The organism is Candidatus Minimicrobia vallesae (genome assembly GCF_018866205.1).
Taxonomy (GTDB): Bacteria; Patescibacteriota; Saccharimonadia; order Saccharimonadales; family Saccharimonadaceae; genus Nanosynbacter; species Nanosynbacter vallesae.
Genome location: NZ_CP076459.1, coordinates 74116 through 92262, shown reverse-complemented (window position 1 = coordinate 92262; position 18147 = coordinate 74116). Strand labels below are relative to the sequence as shown.

General features: G+C 42.5%; 29 protein-coding genes. 4 read left to right on the top strand and 25 right to left on the bottom strand.

The features are described 5' to 3' along the window. Positions 1 to 79 precede the first annotated feature (79 nt). A complete protein-coding gene (locus KOY49_RS04850; protein ID WP_269802159.1) occupies positions 80 to 223 on the bottom strand; it encodes a nucleoside-diphosphate kinase in 144 nt (47 codons plus the stop codon). An 86-nt stretch (positions 224 to 309) separates the two neighbouring features. On the opposite strand from KOY49_RS04850, the gene KOY49_RS00645 reads away from it, so the two are divergent. From KOY49_RS00645 to KOY49_RS05320, 3 genes are all read left to right on the top strand, one after another. After that, on the top strand, positions 310 to 489 hold the full coding sequence (locus KOY49_RS00645) for a site-specific integrase (RefSeq protein ID WP_232736293.1): 180 nt from the start codon (positions 310 to 312) through the stop codon (positions 487 to 489). Between the two features lie 196 nt (positions 490 to 685). Further along, positions 686 to 994, top strand: a complete 309-nt coding sequence (locus tag KOY49_RS05325) for a tyrosine-type recombinase/integrase (protein WP_376787527.1) — start codon at positions 686 to 688, stop codon at positions 992 to 994. A gap of 25 nt (positions 995 to 1019) precedes the next feature. After that, entirely contained in the window at positions 1020 to 1244 is a 225-nt protein-coding gene (locus KOY49_RS05320; protein WP_376787526.1) for a tyrosine-type recombinase/integrase, read from the top strand. 1 nt (position 1245) lies between these two features. Here the strand turns inward: KOY49_RS05320 and KOY49_RS00640 are convergent, their stop codons facing one another. The 21 genes from KOY49_RS00640 to KOY49_RS00545 form a co-directional block, all read right to left on the bottom strand. After that, positions 1246 to 1479: a hypothetical protein gene (locus KOY49_RS00640; RefSeq protein WP_232736292.1), complete on the bottom strand. Its 234-nt coding sequence runs from the start codon at positions 1477 to 1479 to the stop codon at positions 1246 to 1248. A 10-nt stretch (positions 1480 to 1489) separates the two neighbouring features. After that, complete coding sequence (locus KOY49_RS00635) at positions 1490 to 2389, bottom strand: hypothetical protein (protein WP_232736291.1); 900 nt, start codon at positions 2387 to 2389, stop codon at positions 1490 to 1492. Then, on the bottom strand, positions 2382 to 3080 hold the full coding sequence (locus tag KOY49_RS00630; RefSeq protein ID WP_232736290.1) for a PilW family protein: 699 nt from the start codon (positions 3078 to 3080) through the stop codon (positions 2382 to 2384). The genes KOY49_RS00635 and KOY49_RS00630 overlap by 8 nt, the downstream gene beginning before the upstream one ends. Next, positions 3077 to 3673: a type II secretion system protein gene (locus KOY49_RS00625; RefSeq protein ID WP_232736289.1), complete on the bottom strand. Its 597-nt coding sequence runs from the start codon at positions 3671 to 3673 to the stop codon at positions 3077 to 3079. The genes KOY49_RS00630 and KOY49_RS00625 overlap by 4 nt, the downstream gene beginning before the upstream one ends. Next, complete coding sequence (locus tag KOY49_RS00620; protein ID WP_232736579.1) at positions 3645 to 4385, bottom strand: type II secretion system protein; 741 nt, start codon at positions 4383 to 4385, stop codon at positions 3645 to 3647. Before KOY49_RS00620 ends, KOY49_RS00625 begins: the two co-directional genes overlap by 29 nt. Positions 4386 to 4417: 32 nt before the next feature. Continuing rightward, positions 4418 to 5149 (bottom strand): prepilin peptidase, encoded by a 732-nt coding sequence (locus KOY49_RS00615; protein ID WP_232736288.1) that lies wholly within the window; start codon positions 5147 to 5149, stop codon positions 4418 to 4420. A gap of 223 nt (positions 5150 to 5372) precedes the next feature. Beyond that, a complete protein-coding gene (locus KOY49_RS00610; RefSeq protein ID WP_232736287.1) occupies positions 5373 to 5756 on the bottom strand; it encodes a hypothetical protein in 384 nt (127 codons plus the stop codon). Further along, positions 5737 to 5853 carry a type II secretion system protein gene (locus KOY49_RS00605; RefSeq protein ID WP_232736286.1) on the bottom strand — a complete coding sequence of 39 codons (117 nt, stop codon included), beginning with the start codon at positions 5851 to 5853 and terminating at the stop codon, positions 5737 to 5739. Before KOY49_RS00605 ends, KOY49_RS00610 begins: the two co-directional genes overlap by 20 nt. An 83-nt stretch (positions 5854 to 5936) precedes the next feature. Then, a complete protein-coding gene (locus KOY49_RS00600; RefSeq protein ID WP_232736285.1) occupies positions 5937 to 7151 on the bottom strand; it encodes a type II secretion system F family protein in 1215 nt (404 codons plus the stop codon). Between the two features lie 3 nt (positions 7152 to 7154). Continuing rightward, positions 7155 to 8225, bottom strand: coding sequence for a type IV pilus twitching motility protein PilT (locus KOY49_RS00595; RefSeq protein ID WP_129632198.1), 1071 nt, complete (start codon positions 8223 to 8225; stop codon positions 7155 to 7157). Between the two features lie 11 nt (positions 8226 to 8236). Then, positions 8237 to 9997 carry a GspE/PulE family protein gene (locus KOY49_RS00590; protein WP_129743539.1) on the bottom strand — a complete coding sequence of 587 codons (1761 nt, stop codon included), beginning with the start codon at positions 9995 to 9997 and terminating at the stop codon, positions 8237 to 8239. A gap of 13 nt (positions 9998 to 10010) precedes the next feature. Continuing rightward, complete coding sequence (locus KOY49_RS00585; RefSeq protein ID WP_129636905.1) at positions 10011 to 10241, bottom strand: hypothetical protein; 231 nt, start codon at positions 10239 to 10241, stop codon at positions 10011 to 10013. Next, a complete protein-coding gene (locus tag KOY49_RS00580) occupies positions 10238 to 10906 on the bottom strand; it encodes a hypothetical protein (RefSeq protein ID WP_129634928.1) in 669 nt (222 codons plus the stop codon). The genes KOY49_RS00585 and KOY49_RS00580 overlap by 4 nt, the downstream gene beginning before the upstream one ends. Next, positions 10906 to 11631, bottom strand: a complete 726-nt coding sequence (locus KOY49_RS00575; RefSeq protein ID WP_232736284.1) for a PilN family protein — start codon at positions 11629 to 11631, stop codon at positions 10906 to 10908. Before KOY49_RS00575 ends, KOY49_RS00580 begins: the two co-directional genes overlap by 1 nt. Next, positions 11628 to 12674: a type IV pilus assembly protein PilM gene (gene pilM, locus KOY49_RS00570; protein ID WP_129632183.1), complete on the bottom strand. Its 1047-nt coding sequence runs from the start codon at positions 12672 to 12674 to the stop codon at positions 11628 to 11630. The genes KOY49_RS00575 and pilM overlap by 4 nt, the downstream gene beginning before the upstream one ends. A 44-nt stretch (positions 12675 to 12718) precedes the next feature. Beyond that, on the bottom strand, positions 12719 to 13354 hold the full coding sequence (locus tag KOY49_RS00565; protein ID WP_232736283.1) for a hypothetical protein: 636 nt from the start codon (positions 13352 to 13354) through the stop codon (positions 12719 to 12721). Continuing rightward, positions 13317 to 13634: a hypothetical protein gene (locus tag KOY49_RS00560; RefSeq protein ID WP_232736282.1), complete on the bottom strand. Its 318-nt coding sequence runs from the start codon at positions 13632 to 13634 to the stop codon at positions 13317 to 13319. Before KOY49_RS00560 ends, KOY49_RS00565 begins: the two co-directional genes overlap by 38 nt. Before the next feature lie 46 nt (positions 13635 to 13680). Then, positions 13681 to 13824 carry a hypothetical protein gene (locus tag KOY49_RS00555; RefSeq protein ID WP_232736281.1) on the bottom strand — a complete coding sequence of 48 codons (144 nt, stop codon included), beginning with the start codon at positions 13822 to 13824 and terminating at the stop codon, positions 13681 to 13683. Positions 13825 to 14577: 753 nt separating this feature from the next. After that, positions 14578 to 14706 (bottom strand): hypothetical protein, encoded by a 129-nt coding sequence (locus KOY49_RS04845; protein WP_269802158.1) that lies wholly within the window; start codon positions 14704 to 14706, stop codon positions 14578 to 14580. 47 nt (positions 14707 to 14753) lie between these two features. Beyond that, on the bottom strand, positions 14754 to 15212 hold the full coding sequence (locus tag KOY49_RS00550) for a hypothetical protein (RefSeq protein ID WP_232736280.1): 459 nt from the start codon (positions 15210 to 15212) through the stop codon (positions 14754 to 14756). Between the two features lie 198 nt (positions 15213 to 15410). Continuing rightward, a complete protein-coding gene (locus KOY49_RS00545) occupies positions 15411 to 15656 on the bottom strand; it encodes a hypothetical protein (protein WP_232736279.1) in 246 nt (81 codons plus the stop codon). Positions 15657 to 15733: 77 nt separating this feature from the next. Between KOY49_RS00545 and ychF the strand changes: the two genes are divergently transcribed. Continuing rightward, complete coding sequence (gene ychF / locus KOY49_RS00540; RefSeq protein WP_232736278.1) at positions 15734 to 16813, top strand: redox-regulated ATPase YchF; 1080 nt, start codon at positions 15734 to 15736, stop codon at positions 16811 to 16813. Here ychF and KOY49_RS00535 read toward each other — a convergent pair. From KOY49_RS00535 to KOY49_RS00525, 3 genes are read right to left on the bottom strand one after another with little or no spacing between them, the layout of a single operon-like run. After that, positions 16803 to 17525, bottom strand: a complete 723-nt coding sequence (locus KOY49_RS00535) for a TlyA family RNA methyltransferase (protein ID WP_232736277.1) — start codon at positions 17523 to 17525, stop codon at positions 16803 to 16805. The genes ychF and KOY49_RS00535 overlap by 11 nt on opposite strands. Positions 17526 to 17534: 9 nt before the next feature. Beyond that, on the bottom strand, positions 17535 to 17918 hold the full coding sequence (locus KOY49_RS00530) for an elongation factor P (protein WP_232736578.1): 384 nt from the start codon (positions 17916 to 17918) through the stop codon (positions 17535 to 17537). Then, positions 17900 to 18094 (bottom strand): hypothetical protein, encoded by a 195-nt coding sequence (locus KOY49_RS00525; RefSeq protein WP_232736276.1) that lies wholly within the window; start codon positions 18092 to 18094, stop codon positions 17900 to 17902. Before KOY49_RS00525 ends, KOY49_RS00530 begins: the two co-directional genes overlap by 19 nt. Positions 18095 to 18147: the final 53 nt, after the last annotated feature.

The following is an 18147-nucleotide window of genomic DNA, read 5'->3' as shown; positions in this document are numbered from 1 at the left end:
AAAGTATCCTCGCCTCGACGAGTAGCCAATTTACCGATGTCCTCGTAATGAGCATAGTAATGGTCTCTGGATGGTGATGTCATTTTTCACACCAACTATTTTTTGGACCAACTCGCTCAAAACGTTGTAAAATTTCCCCAACTATCCCTCGTTGAACTGCGTCAGGCTTAAAGACGATCAATGTCCTTTCAACGCCACAGTAGTTTTTTTCGCTTTCTGCCATAGATACTCCTCTGCTTATTATTTTCTAATATAGTAGCAGAAATAAATAATTTGATAAACATATTCATTAGCGATAGAATAAATATTATGTTTATGTCAGAAGCCTTAACTGATTTCTTAGAGCACCTAGAGGTTGAAGGTGGGCGTAGTCAAAAAACCATCATAAATTATCAACTATATCTGGAGAGATTTATCGATTTTGCTGGTGATATAGCTGTTGAGAAAGTTACATCAGAACTAATACGCCAGTATCGCCTCTGCAGCTAAACCGTTATAAAAATGACAACACCGGCGAAGAGCTCTGTCTTTAATTACCCAAAGTTATCATCTTATTGCGCTGCGAGGTCTGCACTAACCTACCTTTCTCGTCGTAATATCAAAGAGTCTGGCTGCCGACAGAATTATATTGCCCAAAGTAGTCCGTAAACAAGTGACTTTTTTACAATATGACGAGGTTTTACGTATGATCGATCAAATACCAACCGATACAGAATCTGGACTGAGAGATCGAGCAATTGTTGAGTTGCTGTTTTCCAGCGGACTGCGTGTTTCAGAATTGGTCAATTTAAACCGCGATCACATAAACTTAACGAGGCGCGAATTTATGGTGCGAGGAAAAGGACAAAAGGATCGCCCTGTTTTTATTTCAAAAAGTGCTGCCGAGCACATATCGGCATACCTGGAAGCTAGAACAGATAATCTACCCGCTCTATTTTTAAGCTATAGTAAACGCCACGCACGCAGCTCCCAACACTTCCGGAGATTACCGTAGGTTAAGCGCGCGCAGTATTCAGAGAATGGTTGGTCAATATGCTAGATTGGCTGGTATCACAAAACATGTAAGCCCACATACTATGCGTCATAGTTTTGCTACCGACCTACTTATGAACGGTGCGGACTTGCGCTCAGTCCAATCAATGCTGGGACATAGCAATATATCAACAACACAGGTATATACGCACGTTACCGACCAACACCTGAAAGATATTCACGACCGATTTCATAGCGACACAGAAGCTTAACTTATGGCTTACATCGACCTGCGGTAGCAGATCCGCCGCCAGATACAGAGAAATCTTTACATAGACTATTCTTTAATTCAACCGCATTATTAGGATATGCGAAATCATCTCCTATTTGCAATCGAGCTTCAACTCTTCTAAATAAATCACTTGCTCGCCCTGTGGAATCGACAATTGGCTGGACTCCATCAAAATTGACAATCGTTCCGTCGGTTTTCTGGAGAGAAATCTTCACACTACCACCTTTATATATAGGCAATAAGTCTTAAGAATGCTGTTTCGCTACCAGCTGGAATCTCATCAACATCAATCACCGCTTTACACGAATATTCGCCAGAAAACTTGAATGTCTTACTGCAAGAAACCACACTTGTTCCATTATTATGTTCATTCCCGTCAGTTGCGCGTGGATGATCAGAAATCTTACCAGAAACAGCAGTACCATTCTGACCTGCTACGTCTGACCTTAAAACGTTCGGTCGTAAGAAAGAAGTGACGCCAGTTGAATCTAACGCCGCTAAATTAAAGGTGGCGCCTGGGTTAATAAGCTGCACGCGCATCAATTGTGGCGAATTAGCATTCCAGTTGTTTTTCGTCGGCAAATCCCCAGAAGTGGATATTTCAGTGTTAGCGGCGTTGGCGCCATTCAAATTGCTCTCATCATCGCGCCTATACCATTCTATAGATATCTTGTTGAATGAACCAGTTGCGCGTAGTGGCACAATTTGAGATTTTTCCTCAATAGACTTATATATAAAATCTTGAGATTTCATAGTGATTTTTACACAAGTATACGCTTGATCAAATTTTTTACCCGCATCTGTACCAGTTTTAATAATAGTTTCACCAGAAGAACTACCTCCAACAACACCAGATGCCGCGACCATATTACAATTAATTGGACCATTCAGCACTCCCGCCGCTTGAATATTGCCCGTTTGAGCGGCACGAACCACACGCTTAGCATCCTCAACCCCAGCCAAAGCTGCATCATAAGCACTCTGCGACAGATCATTATTCGAGGATTGTCGCTGATCCATAATCATCAACTTGATAAACCCAATAGTAACAATAGTCAGCAACATCGCGCCAAATATGACCGCAAAAAGAGATACAGCACCTGATTGTCGCGCATTTTTACCCATTTGTCCTCACAATCATCTCAAATTTATTTATAGCACAGAACTCAAAATTGCTATCATCTTCAGTCGGAGCTTTACAGGAAGAATCCCTTATTTCACTCATCTTGCTCGTCCCCAGCGTAAAAGTCAATTTATACAGCGCCTCTCTTGAATTATCTGAGGTAATCTTTTCTAACGTAACTTCGTGCACACCAATTGAACCATCACCGCTATTGATAGACCTGAGCAAATTGGATGATTTCGCAAGATCGACGGTTTCCGGATATTTGCCAGAAGCATCTTTTTTACACAATCCGCTATCCGCATCAACTACGCGCACCAAATTCACTGGATTACCATTAACCTTAAACAGACTATTTCCGCCCAACAGGCTAGGATCGTCCAAATACTTCGGATTATTCCACACATAAGAATGAGAGCCAAGACAAAGTCGACCAGTTGACCAATTGCTATTATTCGGCACTCTCAATCCCGTAGTGTCAATCTTTTCAGCATTCGCCTGAAGAAAATCGCGTCGAATAGTGTCTGAAATATCTCGCCCCGCTTGATTAACATCACGAAGCACAATACCTCTGCTATACATTTTTCCCGCTTGAATGCCCACCATCGCAATCGACAACAAAAGAACAGAGATAAAACTCATGGCGAGCATCAATTCGATAAGTGTAAATCCTTTTTTATAGCCCCGAATCATATAACCTCACAATCGTACCAATAGTCGCCGGCATTTTGGCTGCCAACTGGCATCCAGCACGCTTTTATGTAATACGCATCATATTTATTGCTATCCCTGCTTCCGACAGTCGTACTCGGCTTAACTAATCTAACTGATATTCCATACGTTTTTTTAGTATCACTATCAACCCGCGCGTATGTTTCTGCTTTTTGTTTATAATCTCCAGGATTGTTCAATATACTAATCTTCGAAGCGAGCGAAGGCGTCGCAGCCAAAGCAAACTCTTTCGTAGAAAAATCATCAGGACATTTTTCAGCACCCAAGTTTCCTTCATTGCCATTAACAACAGAAACGCTCACCGAATTATTGTCTACCAATTTCTTCCAAGTATCATTTTTCATATCATGCGCATATCTTAGCATTTCAGCCTGAGCGTCAACCTGTTGACGAACCAACGTCGTCTCCAAAGAATACTGAGCGATAGCCATCCCGCGGTTCATGGTTTCTAATGCAATAACGGCAACTAGGCTAAAAATGGTTACTCCAAGCAGCACTTCAACAAGTGTGTCGCCTCTGTTAAACTTACGCATCAGCACAACCTCCCGTAGCATTACCCATAACTACAGCATCAGCAGAACCTGCATGTGATCGTAGAAAAATAGATAATCTCTCTCCCGGTATCCAGCCGTCATCATAAACACAAATTTCCCTCTGTTGACGCTGCTCGCCAGCAGATTGCACAACTCCAGCACTATTTTTATTATTGACGAAATCAGTTAAATTGTCACCGAATCGACTCGTGTCAGTTCTAATATCCAACTGCCCCGTCTCTGGATGGCGGTACATCAAAATAGAAATATACGCACTATCTTTGGCTTGGTTAGAAAACCTAGTTTTTGCTTGCCAATTAACGATATATTTATCAGACTCAGCACCCCGTTTATAAGTCCATGCGCTACCCTTATCTGGTCTATAGGCATAAACTGGATAAGTTTTGTACAGATTGCCGTTCGTCGAACCCAGAGAACCTTCAGTGGTAATATAGCGACCGACAATCACGCAATCAGATTGACCGCGTAGAGTTTCAGCTCGACCATCAGAGCCTTCAATTGGACAAGTGCCCTTAGATCGCTCATTCTCAACATTGACCACCTTCGAGTACTCATTTCGCAAAAAACCAGCATATGACTGCACCGAATCGCGATATTGCTGACGATTAATTGACATACTTACGCCGACCATCAGCATAGAGGTCAGCAAACCAGAAATAGCCACAAACAAAATCACTTCAATTATAGTAAAACCTTTTTGTTTATTGCCCATCACTTCTCCATTATAGCATAAGCGCTTTTTACTTAGACAATAAGAAAGCCCCACTCTAAAATTTGTCGGCTAAAGAACCAAGCGAGTAAAAACCCTACGATAAGCAATGGACCGAAGCATATCCGTGAAGTTGCTTGCAATTTTCCTCGCATCATTGATGGCAAGACAAGAAGCGTGCCGATAAGATTCGCGATGAACAACGCAGCAAACGCCAAAAGCCAGTTTCCTAAGAACAAACCCAATCCAAGTCCAAGCTTAACATCACCAAAACCAATCCAAGTTTTATCTTCCCCATAGCGATATTTTGAGAATAAATATAGCACCATATATATTCCGCTCAGAATCGCAATCGACCCAAATAACGTCATCAAGCTTTTTGAGAAATCGCCAGCTAGACATACTTTTATTCCCGCAAAAATAGCGCCAAGAATGATAAACGGAATATTAATTACATCTGGAAGAAGTAGCCATCTGAGGTCATAGACAAATAAAATCGCCAGCAGCACCAAACTTGCCAACCACAAGACCAGCAACGCGACTTGCCAGATATCCGTTAATGATCCCGGCCAAAAAGCCACGGATGCAACGAATAGTCCAGCCATCACTAGTTCTAGCAAGATTTCCGTCCAACCGATAAATGCTTTGCAATATCTGCATCGCCCCAATCCAGCAACCCAACTTACCACAGGAATCAAATCGCACCACTTAAGCTCATGCCCGCAAGATAAACAGCGAGATCTATCTTTGGAAATTTTTTTTATCAATGGAGATAATTTCTTTAATTCCTTTTGGTCAACTTTTTCTCCAGCTTTTTTATCTTCCCTCCAATTGACGAGCCCGCAATCGCCAAATTTGCGCTCCGGCGAAACTGCCTAAAATAGCCCCTAAAAATCCCACTAGTACAAACTTAATCATACTTCTTATGGTAACAAAAAACCATAAAAAAATCAGCCCCATACCGAGGCTGATTCGTAATTTATCTATGGATTATACGTCCTGGCAATACAATTGCTTTTGAGAACCGTTATTTTCCAGTAGAACTACAACTGCTGCGTTGCGTGAAGATCCGTTTTGCAAAGTTATGTTTGCTGGATCGTCAGCAGATGGAGCTGGCGTGCTAGCAGGACATTTCTTGCCTCGCATAACCTTGATTTCGTTACTGGCTACTGACATTGAAGCACCAGGTGTAGCAACCTTTAATTCTGAAGATTTGTCGTATTGATCAAGCTTATCGACATACTTACGTAGAGACTCTTCATTAAACGTGCCGCCGTTACGGTTAGCTGAATTCCAATTGGTAATAGCTGCAGCAACTGTTGAGGCGTCGTTCTTCCTTGACTGGTCGCGCTGGCTACGCTGCAAAGCTGGCAATGCGATAAACACCATCGCCAAAGATAAGTCCAGCAATAGCCAAGACTAGGACGACCTCGATGATTGTAAATCCTTTTTTATTATCTTTTTTTGTCATTAGATTTCCCACCTTTCTATGGTTTACCTATATTTACGCAAAAATGTTCTTAAGTTTATAATACACTAAAAATATAAGTCAGTCTAGCGAATATTGATGTTACCGACCAAGCTATAGATTGGAAGTAAGATAGCCGCGACCATCGTACCTGCAACTATAGCTAAAAAGACCATTAAAACTGGTTCTATCGCCGTCGACAAGGCGCGAATCTCCTCGTCAAGCTCATCTTCGTACACCTGAGCAGTCTTACCCATCATCTCATCAATTTTACCCGATTGCTCACCAATTTTAATCATCTGCGGCACCATTGCTAGGAAATAATCTTCATTAGATAAAGAAGCTGAGAGCGCCTTACCACCCTTCACCTTATCTGACGCACGAAGTATGCTTTCGCTAATAATCACGTTATTGACAGCATCAGACGTAATACGAAGCATATCAAGCATCGGCACACCAGTACTCAGAAGAACTTGACCAGTCCTGGCAAATCGTGCCATGTACATTTTCCTGAACATCCCTTTGAACATTGGGACATTAAGCTTAAAGGTGTCTTTAGTCCTAATTCCCTGTTCAGTTTTCAGATATTGTGCTAGGAAATAACCGCCGATAATCATTGCCAATATAACAAGCCACCAAAGACTACTAAAAAAGTTCGCCACTTTAATCATCGCAAGAGTTACAAATGGCAACCCCTTATTTAAGTCACGATACAGACCCTCAACTTGCGGAACGACCGTGAATAACATAAATCCGATAACTAAGATAATCACTACCAAGACAATTGACGGATACATCATAGCACCTCTAATTTTACTCATCATAGCAGCCTCTTTTTCCTGCTGAGCAGCTAACCTCTTAAGCGAATCATCCATCGTACCTGACGTCTCGCCGGCCGAGATCAAAGCTACATAAACTTTATTAAAAGCTTCTGGATGCTTTGCGAACGAATCAGACAAGGATTTACCGCCTTCAACGTCAGAGATAATTTCCTGAACTATTTCCTGCATGCGCTTATTCGTCGTCTGCTCTTGAACCGTTCGAAGACTTTGCGCCAAAGGTAGCCCTGCTCCAATAAGAGTTGCTAGCTGACGAGTAAATACAACCCTATCCTTAGTGGTGATTCTACCAGAAAACCTCGCAAAGAAATTTGTTTTATCGTCTTGTAATTCAATTTTTAACGGCACAAAGCCCTGAGCCGTCAAGAGCTTTGCGGCAGCGTTTTCACTATCAGCCTGAACAACTGATTTAACGATTTTGTTACTTGCGCTATCTCTGGCTTCGTAATCGTACTTTTTCATTTATTACCCCCTCATCAACCTCTCGAATTCCGTCAAATCGACAGCAAATTCACGAGCGCTATCATACGTAATCGTACCGTTCTGCACCAAATTGACCAAAGTTCGATCCATCGTCTGCATTCCCTGGTCAGCACCAGTCTGAATCACGGCATCCAATTGGTGAGATTTACCTTCGCGAATAATGTTGCGCACCGCTGGATTAGCAATCAAAACCTCTGCCGCCACGACTCGTCCACCACCAATAGCTGGGACTAGTCGCTGCGAACAAATTGCCATCAAAATATTACTGAGCTGAGCGCGAATCTGTGGCTGCTGGTGTGGCGGGAACACGTCAATCATACGGTCAATTGATTGTGCTGCGGAGTTCGTGTGTAGCGTTGCAAACACCAAGTGTCCAGTTTCAGCAATTGTAATCGCTGCTGAAATCGTCTCGAGGTCGCGCATCTCACCAATCAACACAACATCTGGGTCTTGGCGAAGACTCGAACGCAAAGCCGCAGAGAATGAATAAGTGTCGTAATGAACTTCACGCTGAACTACCACTGATTTTTTCGACTTGTGAGTAAACTCGATAGGATCTTCAATGGTAATAATATGCTGTGAGCGCTCAGAATTAATTTTATCAACCAGCGCCGCCAAAGTTGTTGACTTACCGGAACCAGTTGGACCAGTGACCAACACCAAACCGCGAGGAAAATCCGCAAACGTATTAACAACTGGTGGCATACCCAGTTCAGACGCCGACTTAATTTCATTTGGAATCAAACGTAGAGCTGCAGCCAAATTGCCACGCTCATGAAAGGCATTAACTCGGAATCGTCCCAGTGTACCAAACGCAAACGAAAAGTCGAATTCCTTATCTTTTAGCAAAATCTGTCGCTGATCTTCATCAAGAATCTGGAATACTAGCCTCTCAACTGCAGGCTCGTCCAATGGTTGAGTTCCGGCGGCCGGCATAAGCGCACCGTCAATTCGTAGCATTGGCGGCAAACCAACTTGAATATGAAGGTCTGAAGCTCGCTTCTTAACGACTTCTTCCAGCAAAATCTCAATTCGCAATTCTTGATTATTCATGTTTCCTCCTTTTACGCGGTATCCGCCGCTACCCTATTAACTTCTTCTATTGTCGTTATTCCGTTCAACGCCTTCAGATAACCATCTTGACGCATCGTAATCATACCTTGTTGAATTGCCATTCGCTGGATTTCCGCTGAGGTTGCGCGCTTAACAATCAAATTCTGAATCTCTTCGGTAATATCCATGACCTCATACAAACCAGCTCGACCAGCATAACCGCGAGGAGTTTGCGGCGTATCTTTTCCTTTTGCCAAGGCAAACGACGTCTGCGTCGCTAGCGGCAAACTTTCATATCCCAAATCTTGCGCGTATTGAGCAACCTGCTCCCTTGTTTGCGGCAATAATCCACCAACCGCCTCGCGAATTGCCTGCGTTTCCAGTGGTGATGATTGATAAATATCTCGACGGCGTGCCACTCGCCTCACCAAACGCTGACCGATAATTGTGTTAACCGTACTGGCGATAAGAAACGGCTCGATTCCCATATCCAACAAACGCGGCAGCACGCCAGCGGCGGAATTTGTGTGAAGTGTCGAGAAAACCAAGTGTCCCGTTAAGGCTGCTTGAATAGCCAAATTTGCTGTTTCATTATCGCGAATCTCACCAACCATCACAATGTCTGGGTCTTGACGCAAAATTGAGCGCAGTCCAGAAGCAAACGTCAAGCCAACTTCCGCATTCACCTGAATCTGATTGACGCCATCCATCTTATACTCAACCGGATCTTCAAGCGTCACAATATTCACGGTGTCATCTTTAATCTCCTTGATCAACGCGTACAAACTCGTTGACTTACCAGAACCAGTTGGACCCGACGTCAAGATCATTCCATTTGGTCGCTTAATTCCCTTACGAATCGTTCTTAATGCGCGCCCAGCGTAGCCCATATCTTCCAAATTGAAAGAACTTCCACTCTTATCAAGCAGACGAATAACCACCTGTTCACCCCAAACGACAGGAGAGATAGCGATACGAAGGTCAACTTCTTTGCCTGCGACGTTAACCGCAAATTGACCGTCCTGAGGAATGCGATGCTCGTCAATTTTCAGATTGGAAAGAATCTTAATACGACTAACTAACGCCGGCTCAATGCTCTTTGGGAGCTGCATAATTTCACGCAAAACACCGTCAACACGACAACGAATCTTCAAAGCCTTCTCTAATGGCTCAATATGCACGTCGGACGCATGACTCTTTACCGCGTATTCCAAAATTGTCGATAACGCTCGTGATATTGGTGAATCTTGAACAATTGTTTTGATATTGCCAGCTTCCGACAAAGACTCTTCCTGCGAAGCCTGTGCAGCCACATTAACAGATGACAAGTCAGTCTTATATTGATCCAAGACATGGCGGACACTCTCTTCTGAGGCCATGAATACTTTTATCGGACGCTGGATGCGATTCGACAAATAGTCCACCGCTTGAACATTATTCGCGTCGATCATCGCTACCGCTAGTCGATTCTGAACCTCGGCCAGCGGCACAGCCATAAATCTCTCAGCAACATCGGACGGCAATAGAGATAAAATATCCTGACTAATAACACTATTCGACAGATTGACATACGGCACGCCCGAAACTTGAGCCACGCCATGAACTAATAGTTCATTGTCAAGCAACCCCTCTTCACTAAGCAAACTAAATAACGGCTTGCCGCTCTCAGAGGCACGTTTTAAGGCGTCATCAATGACAGACTTCTCAATAAGCCCCTCGTTTACGAGCAGCTCGATCAACTTATCTTGGATGTCGTCCGTCAGTAAAGCCATTTACACCCCTTCTCTATTTGGCTGCATCTTGACCTACGAATATTTCAACAGTTGGATTTATCGCATTATTATTAAAAATCGCTGGGTTTGGTTTTTCGACGTCAGGTGATATTTCTCGAATAGTCTGTACTTTTGTGCCAGATTCTGGGACTTTTAAGAACGAGATATTAGAGGCGACAATATAGCCGATTGCCACACCCACACCCGCGATCAATATTACCATTGCTATGTCTGTTTTCTTCATGGCTTAACCACCTTATTCTCTAATTGTATTGTTTGTGCTGGCTCGTAATAAGCGACACCTCGAACCACCAAGCTCAATCTATCCTCATTTCGCTGGATTTCCACGGTCTTTAGGTCAATGACTCGAATAGACGCCTCTAACTTAGTTAACAATTCTTTCAATTTTTCAGCTGGACCGCTCACTTCCATAGTAAATGATATGGCATTTTCAGATGTTGACTCAGAGCTTTCACTATCAGATCCAGATTGAGCAACGGTCAGATTTTGAATAGTCACACCAGTAGTCGTGTCAATAAATTTATTCTTCAATGAAGCACCAAGAGCGTCGGCGTTCGCATTATCTGGCAATGCATCCAGTACCGTCTGAAGAGCATTACTTTCGCTGCTTGATTTTATAGAGTTAAGTGCAGTATTCGTATCTAAAACTCGGATATTCTTCTTTAACTCGTCAACTGACGACAGGTTTTTATCTAGACGAGAAATCGTATTTTGCTTCTCCAGAAGAATCTTCGAATGAAATACAATTTGCTGCACCAAAAATATACTCACAACAAGCGCAATTCCAGCCAAAAATGCCGCAGAAGCCACAAAAATAAACATAGTCTTTTTTGACGAATCAATCTGTTGACGCTTGCGTATTGCAACTTCTTTATTATCGGTCGCCATTATTTCTTCTCCTGTTTTTTCGAGTTACTCTTAAACAAGCTATCCGGAATTCCCTGACGTGAATCTGTCACATCAACCTTACCAGTTGGCGTCAATACGGAAACTGTGCCGTTATTTGCAGGCGCTAGTAATTCTTCTGCGTATTCAAACGAGAATGAGAATTGCAACACTTTTTTACCTTCCGAGTTCTCTCCAAAACTAGTATCGCCATCTTTTATCTCCTTAGTCAGGCTAACCTCGGAACTTTTATCGCCGTCAGTAGTCTGGACCTTCGTATTCAAGATGGTTTTCTTTAAGGTCTCTAACGCACTATAGCCATTAACCGCACTACCCTCCAGAGTAATAGTTTTTGACTCAGGATTGACTTTTATATCCGAAAAACTAACATTATTTGGTGCAACCGGATTAACCGCCGTTACAACATCAAAGATTCTTGAATTAATCTTCTTTCCAGAATGTTGTTCATTGATCTTTGTTAGTTGATGTTGAATCGTTACAACCTTATTAAGGTCCTCGACCGCCATCAATTTATCGTTTCTATCTTTAATAACTCCGCTCTGGACCGCCTCGGCTGCAATTTGGCTACCCAAAATCAACGCCAAAACAACTACTGCCGCAATCGAAGCACCGCCCACCAAAAACGATATCGAAATAACCCGATTGCGCATAGCTCGAGTCTTTAATAGCTCGCGCTTAACGTTTGGGAGAAGATTTATCTCAATCATGATATATTACTCCTTTGTGCCAGCCCTACGGCAATAGCGAATTCTGAAGCAATCGGCGCCAATTGCTGTTGATCTGACTGAGAAACTTGAACGCGCTGCCACGGATCTGCGGTAATTGACTGGACTCCGGTTTTATTCATCACATATCCATCAAGCTGTGGAATAGCTGAGCCAAATCCTGATAACAGGATTCCAGAAACTGCTACGCTTGGATATCGAGTTTGGAAAAACTTTATAGATTTTACTAGCTCTGAAGAAAAATTATCGAGAGTTGAATCAATAGCCCTTAACACTTGACCGTCTAATTTATCCGGCGCCAAACCAAATTTCAAAATAAATTGACGAGCTTGATCTTCCTGGACGCTAAGATTCTGAACCGCCGATCGAACCAAAGACGAAAGCCCAGTTGGAATCATACGAATAAGTCGCGGCGCCCCGTTGTAGACAACCGCCAAATCTGTTGAATTTTCGCCCATATTGATAATCAAACGCGCATCCTGAGAATCGGTAGCCGACAAGGAACGAACCATAGCAATAGCGTTCGGCTCCTCAGCAATCACATTGAAGCCAAGATTTTCAACCAGCTCCAAACGCTCTTCTGCGTAAGACTTCGCTGTACTTGTCAGTAAAATCTCATACTGATTCTGTGCGTGCAAGCTTTCACCCAAAAGCACCCAGTCAACTTCTGCCTCGTCCAAAGACATTGGGATATATTGATCAATTTGATACTTCATCATCGCCTTTAGTTCTTGCTCAGGAACTTTCGGCACGTCAATAATGGTAGAAAACGTCTTATTTGACGGCAAACCAACAGCTACATTGGACGTCTTAATTCCGGCTTGACCAACGGCGGTCATAATAGCCTCGCCCAAGCGTCGCTTAGACTCTGGAGAATCGCCGCTCGTTATCTTAGAATCAACTGGCGTATAACCGTAATGCGACAAACTCCATCCCGTGCCAGTACGAGACAATTGAACCACCCGCACCGCATTCGTATCGATGTCCAGTCCGAAGAATTCGCCCAACCCTTTTGCTAATTTCATAACTAATAACAATTATATACATTAGCGTTTTAATTTGCAAACTTTTAATATCTTGGCGGCAATTCACGAACATTCATCGTGCTAATCGCGCCAGTGTTTCGATAATTATTGTAAGCCCAGATATAAGTATCCGCTCTCAAGTTGATGATTTCTGCTGGAGTTCCAGGGTGCATATTCGGATCATTCTTTGCAGATGAAGCATGTTTTCCGCCGTATGTTCGCCGCAAGAACAAGCGTCCAGTTTTAATTGGCCCGTTAATTCTTAGTTGCTTACCGCAAGAAGCTTCAGAAACTCCACTCAGCCAATTGCTCATCTTAATTACCACGCCACAAGTACTAACATATCCGTCTTTCTGAGTAATCAACCAAGCATTCACTTCCCCAACCGAAGGCTCTATAATAATATTCTTCGCGTAGATAATTAGTTGTGGCAATTGGCGCACATCATTCGTGTCTGTGTATAGCAAATCACCCGAAATCCTAACTACACCCGAGGACTTTATGACTATACTCTTGCCTACGCTTAATTTTGACCCCGTTAAGGTTACGTTTCCAGCGTTATATTCACCTGTAGCTAGGCTGTTGACATCTACGTTGCCAGAGATATTACCTTTGACGCCACCAACCGACGGTAAAGTAAAATTATCTGGAACTGAACTGGTGGTTACTGAAATTACCAAACTTTGGAGTATTAGCAAAAGTTAATTTGTTGTAATCGCGTGGATTTACACCCGAGCGACCATTAAACGATGATGACAATCCAGCCCCTGAAGCTGATTCAGCCTTACCATTGGCAATAATTCCATATTCACCCCAAGAGCCATACATATTCTGATAAGTACGATCCATCGTATACGATAACGATATATCACTAATCACCAAACCCATATGAGACGGGTTGGACTTAACGTAAATATCAATCACATTTCCATCTCCATACAAAACAGTACCTGGTTTCATTTCGGCAGTAAATCGAGAACCAACGTAATCCCGGAAGTGCCCAACCTTAGTACTGTGTCCCCACTAGACTTGCGCCTTTTTCATTTCCTACGGTATCCATTTCATAGCCGTTTATTTTTACTCTGACATAATTATCGGCAGCACCAGCAAAATTAAGACTCAATTTTTTAGCATTTTTTAACTCATTCAATTTAACATTTTTTAACCTAAAAACATAAGTATTTCCACACTCCAACATCTCTGCTCCAGAGCAATAAAACGACATTTTTTTATGGATGGGTCTGGTTTATCACTTGAGTGAGTATGACGTCCATAACTATTAATACTAATCCACTTTGCATTCGAATATCATCTCCAAACACCCTGATGACAATATGGACTACCTGGAATAATTGGAGACTTTCCCACCAAGTTTTTATCTGCTATAGCATCACACGGAATAAAACCCTCTCGTTGATGATCTGCCGATCCATGCACGCCACCAAGTCGTTACGACAGTTCTCGCTTCATATTCATTAGTTAGATTATTCGCATTGCCTCGGCAATTTGGTAAATCTTCAATTGTATTGGTGGATTTATTATACTGCCCTCTGATTTCCATTACCTCCGTATTGATCTTCCGCACAAATTATTGACCAATGTTCATCCGGCTTATTACCCCCTTTATATCCATATTCACTAGGATTAACAACCTTACTTTACCTTTAAGATTATTACCGTTTCTATCTAAACCTGTACCCCATAGCCCCATTGATTGTATCGTAGTTTTATCTATAACTCAATGTCATGACTATCTTGTGGAATTCATAGTGTTAGATGTCGTGCTGGTAATTACATCTTTATCTGTCTTTATATCTCCACCCCAAACCTGAACTTTTGGTCTTTTTTGAAGTTTTGATACACTTAATCGCGTATCTAAAATCTGTCGAAGAAGCCAGAACCATTATAGTCGCTGACCATCGCCACATAGCATAGACTGTCGTTGGCGTTTAGTTTCACCCTTTCCAAGTGTATCTGTAGCATTTGTCGCCATTGTCGTTTGTCCGGTGTTTAATCTGGTTGTTTCCGTCATTTGCGATAATTTTTTTACATGTGCTACTGTCAATATTTCAGCTATCTCTATGTTTGTCTTTTTATCAGTCGCACAATTGCGCACGGCCAATCATGAGTCGTTCCGCTTGGTAATGAAATTGCATGTTCGCCATCCATACTCGAGACTTCAGCCCCTCTGACAACAAACCGAGCAAGTGCATACGAAGAATTTTGTGTTTTTGACGTGCCCTTATTGTTCAAACCAGCATTTATTCCCTCAATTTTCGTGACATTTTCTGCGTCAATGTAATCCGAGTTAACGCTGACCGAAGGTTCTACATCATAATCATATGGCACCTCAACACAGGCATACGACGAATATGCCCATCCGGAAGTCGGTAAAGAATTCCGCTTACTCCAATAAACTCGCTGACAAATGCGCTTTCCCATATCCTCTTTTTTAATGACTCGTGTATACATAAATTTATTTTTTCCAAGCTCGCCATGAAGATCCTCCAATCGAGATTTACCGTTCAACGCCTCCATAGAGGTAGTTTCGATAATCCGCTTCTGTTGGATTATTTATTCGATTCCAAGCATAATCCTTCCAATTCGTCATAATTCTGTTAAATCTGAGGATCTTCATTATGCCAAGCCCCCCTGCCGTTTAGACTGATATCGTTATCTATCGGCTGATTCGATCTTAAATCAAACACATCTTGCTGAACTCCAGTCACGACATTGTCACGTAGGCCCGCCGCTAACAAAAAGACTATGCCACCAGTCAACCGTATCTCCGGGCTTCACATCCTTTAATCTCCCCGGAGCAACCGTCCAATTAGATCCGAAGTTGGTAGTGTCTTCTGGATTAAATTGCTTAGTAACCCAGGATTTACCAGTTATCGTCCAATTTGGCGAGCTTGGCGCCGCGTACGTATAGATAAAAAAAGCCGTTACTGAAATAGCTAAAGCCACTACTATTGCCAGCATGCCCACCTTAGGCAATGAGTATTTTCTTCTCATGCTTATAATTATATCAAAGATTACGCAGATGATATAATAAATATATGAGTTTATCTATTGGAATCGTTGGTTTACCAAATGTCGGCAAATCGACACTTTTTAACGCTTTAACAATTAATGATATTTTGGCGGCTAATTATCCGTTTGCGACAATTGAGCCGAACACAGGAATTGTTCCCGTGCCAGATGATCGCCTGCAAATTTTAGCCGATCTTTATCACGCGCAAAAAATTATTCCAGCCACCGTCACTTTCGTTGATATTGCGGGACTGGTTGCTGGCGCGTCTAAGGGTGAAGGTTTGGGCAATAAGTTTCTTCACAACATCAGAGAGTGTGACGCGATTGTTCACGTTGTTCGTGCGTTCGAAAATTCAAAAATTTTGCGCCACGATGAAGCACCGATTGACCCTAAGAAAGACATTGAGATTATAAATACTGAGCTGATTCTGGCTGATCTACAAACTCTTGAAAAACGCCTGCCTCAACTTCAAAAAGAAGCCAAAGCAAATCCAAAAGCTCGTCAAAAAGTTGAATATCTGCAGTCTTTAATCGACAATTTACAAAAAGGCGTACCAATTTCCGCCCTGTCAGATGTGGATTTTGAGGCAATTTCCGACTTACATCTTCTTACCGCCAAACCCGTCATTTACGCGTTTAATGTCGACGAGGAAGGATTGAACAATTCCGATCTACAGAGCCAATTGACCGAACTCGTAAAGCCCGCAAAAACCGTCTTTGTCTGCGCAAAACTGGAAGAAGAATTGAAGGGATTATCTGAAAATGACGCCAAAGAGTTATTAGAAAGCTACGGCGTCAAGGAAACTGGACTCGCCAAACTTATTCATGCAGCCTACGATACGCTCGGACTACAAAGCTACTTAACTGCGGGCGAAAAAGAAGTTCGCGCTTGGACAATTCACAAAGGCTGGACTGCACCGCAAGCCGCGGGCGTTATTCACTCGGATTTTGAGCGCGGATTTATTGCCGCACAAATTGTCGATTTTAACGATTTAGTCGCAGCAGGATCGGAAGTTAAGGCTCGCGAAAACGGCAAAATTCGCACCGAAGGAAAAACCTACGTTATGCAACCAAATGACGTTGTTGAATTTAGGTTTAACGTTTAGCTAATTTCAATTTGTAAAATCGCTCGAGATTGCCCTTACTGCCAGCCACTTCGCTATCTTTTTTATCTAAAACGACGAAATATTTCCTCGCCCAGTCTTCAAAGTCAGACAAAATCTGTCGACGAACTTTATCGTTTTTAATAATTCCCTTATTAACCTGATGCCGCCCCGCCTCAAATTGAGGCTTCACCATAGCAATTAAAACAGTACTGCTATTCATCAAATTTTCTGCCACGTGCGGCAAAATTTCCCTCAGAGATATAAACGACACATCGCCCACAATAATATCAATTGCTTCATCAGCATAAAAATCACGAATATCGGTCTTTTCGTGAAGAGCAATTTTTGGATTCGGCCTCAAACTTGGATGGAGCTGATCCGTTCCAACATCAACAGCAAATACCTTTTTGGCGCCATGACGCAGCGAATAGTCAGTAAATCCGCCCGTACTCGAACCAATATCTAGGACAGTCTTATCCTGAAAATTAAGATGAAAATACTCCGCCACGCTAGCCAACTTTAAGCCAGCTCGCGAAACATAAGTTTCCTTCTTCTCGAGCTTTATCTCATCCGAATCAGACACCATAGTTCCTGATTTCTGGACAATTTTCTTATTCAAAAAAACATAGCCCAGACGAATAAAATTATCCGCCTGAGACCTTGTTGTCGCCAAACCACGCTCGACCAGAGCTTTATCTAATCGCTGTTTCATTAAATAGAACTATTTCTTTCGCTCGCGATATTCACCAGTCGATGTGTCAACGCTAATGATGTCGCCCTGCTTGATAAATGCTGGAACTTTGACAACTAGCCCTGTCTCCAAAGTAGCGTCTTTTAGTACAGATGAAGTCGTATCACCCTTAACCACATCTTCCGTGTAGGTAACTTCCAGATATTTATTCTTTGGTAGTTCAACGTTAATCACTCGACCGTCGAAGAATTGAAGGCTTAATTCGTCGCCTTCTTTCAGGTATTTACTAGCATCGTCCACGATTTCCGCAGCCAGCTCAAATTGCTCAAAGCTAGTCGGATCCATGAAATAGAATTTGTCGCCGTCGTTATACAAATATTGCGCAGTTTTATTATTTACTTCCGCAGCTTCGATTCGCTCTTGCCCTTGAAAGTCTTTGGAATAACACTTCCGTCAATTAGGTTTTTCAATTTCACGTTAACAATCGAACCGCCACGACCCATAACTTTTTGGCCGTATTCTACGACGCGATATGGCTTGCCATCAATTTGACAAACTACGCCTTTTTTCAAATCAGTTGGCTGATACATATTTTCTCCTTTCCAATAAAATATCTCGCTGCCAAATATGTAATAGCAACGAG

Excerpts from the sequence above, each read along its gene's own strand:
- KOY49_RS04850 (WP_269802159.1), bottom strand. The coding sequence starts at position 223 with ATGGCAGAAAGCGAAAAAAACTACTGTGGCGTTGAAAGGACATTGATC.
- KOY49_RS00645 (WP_232736293.1), top strand. The coding sequence starts at position 310 with ATGTTTATGTCAGAAGCCTTAACTGATTTCTTAGAGCACCTAGAGGTT.
- KOY49_RS05325 (WP_376787527.1), top strand. The coding sequence starts at position 686 with ATGATCGATCAAATACCAACCGATACAGAATCTGGACTGAGAGATCGA.
- KOY49_RS05320 (WP_376787526.1), top strand. The coding sequence starts at position 1,020 with ATGGTTGGTCAATATGCTAGATTGGCTGGTATCACAAAACATGTAAGC.
- KOY49_RS00635 (WP_232736291.1), bottom strand. The coding sequence starts at position 2,389 with ATGGGTAAAAATGCGCGACAATCAGGTGCTGTATCTCTTTTTGCGGTC.
- KOY49_RS00630 (WP_232736290.1), bottom strand. The coding sequence starts at position 3,080 with ATGATTCGGGGCTATAAAAAAGGATTTACACTTATCGAATTGATGCTC.
- KOY49_RS00625 (WP_232736289.1), bottom strand. The coding sequence starts at position 3,673 with ATGCTACGGGAGGTTGTGCTGATGCGTAAGTTTAACAGAGGCGACACA.
- KOY49_RS00620 (WP_232736579.1), bottom strand. The coding sequence starts at position 4,385 with ATGGGCAATAAACAAAAAGGTTTTACTATAATTGAAGTGATTTTGTTT.
- KOY49_RS00605 (WP_232736286.1), bottom strand. The coding sequence starts at position 5,853 with ATGACAAAAAAAGATAATAAAAAAGGATTTACAATCATCGAGGTCGTC.
- KOY49_RS00600 (WP_232736285.1), bottom strand. The coding sequence starts at position 7,151 with ATGAAAAAGTACGATTACGAAGCCAGAGATAGCGCAAGTAACAAAATC.
- KOY49_RS00595 (WP_129632198.1), bottom strand. The coding sequence starts at position 8,225 with ATGAATAATCAAGAATTGCGAATTGAGATTTTGCTGGAAGAAGTCGTT.
- KOY49_RS00590 (WP_129743539.1), bottom strand. The coding sequence starts at position 9,997 with ATGGCTTTACTGACGGACGACATCCAAGATAAGTTGATCGAGCTGCTC.
- KOY49_RS00585 (WP_129636905.1), bottom strand. The coding sequence starts at position 10,241 with ATGAAGAAAACAGACATAGCAATGGTAATATTGATCGCGGGTGTGGGT.
- KOY49_RS00580 (WP_129634928.1), bottom strand. The coding sequence starts at position 10,906 with ATGGCGACCGATAATAAAGAAGTTGCAATACGCAAGCGTCAACAGATT.
- KOY49_RS00575 (WP_232736284.1), bottom strand. The coding sequence starts at position 11,631 with ATGATTGAGATAAATCTTCTCCCAAACGTTAAGCGCGAGCTATTAAAG.
- pilM (WP_129632183.1), bottom strand. The coding sequence starts at position 12,674 with ATGAAATTAGCAAAAGGGTTGGGCGAATTCTTCGGACTGGACATCGAT.
- KOY49_RS00560 (WP_232736282.1), bottom strand. The coding sequence starts at position 13,634 with ATGAAACCAGGTACTGTTTTGTATGGAGATGGAAATGTGATTGATATT.
- KOY49_RS04845 (WP_269802158.1), bottom strand. The coding sequence starts at position 14,706 with ATGACGGAAACAACCAGATTAAACACCGGACAAACGACAATGGCGACA.
- KOY49_RS00550 (WP_232736280.1), bottom strand. The coding sequence starts at position 15,212 with ATGGAGGCGTTGAACGGTAAATCTCGATTGGAGGATCTTCATGGCGAG.
- KOY49_RS00545 (WP_232736279.1), bottom strand. The coding sequence starts at position 15,656 with ATGCTGGCAATAGTAGTGGCTTTAGCTATTTCAGTAACGGCTTTTTTT.
- ychF (WP_232736278.1), top strand. The coding sequence starts at position 15,734 with ATGAGTTTATCTATTGGAATCGTTGGTTTACCAAATGTCGGCAAATCG.
- KOY49_RS00535 (WP_232736277.1), bottom strand. The coding sequence starts at position 17,525 with ATGAAACAGCGATTAGATAAAGCTCTGGTCGAGCGTGGTTTGGCGACA.
- KOY49_RS00525 (WP_232736276.1), bottom strand. The coding sequence starts at position 18,094 with ATGTATCAGCCAACTGATTTGAAAAAAGGCGTAGTTTGTCAAATTGAT.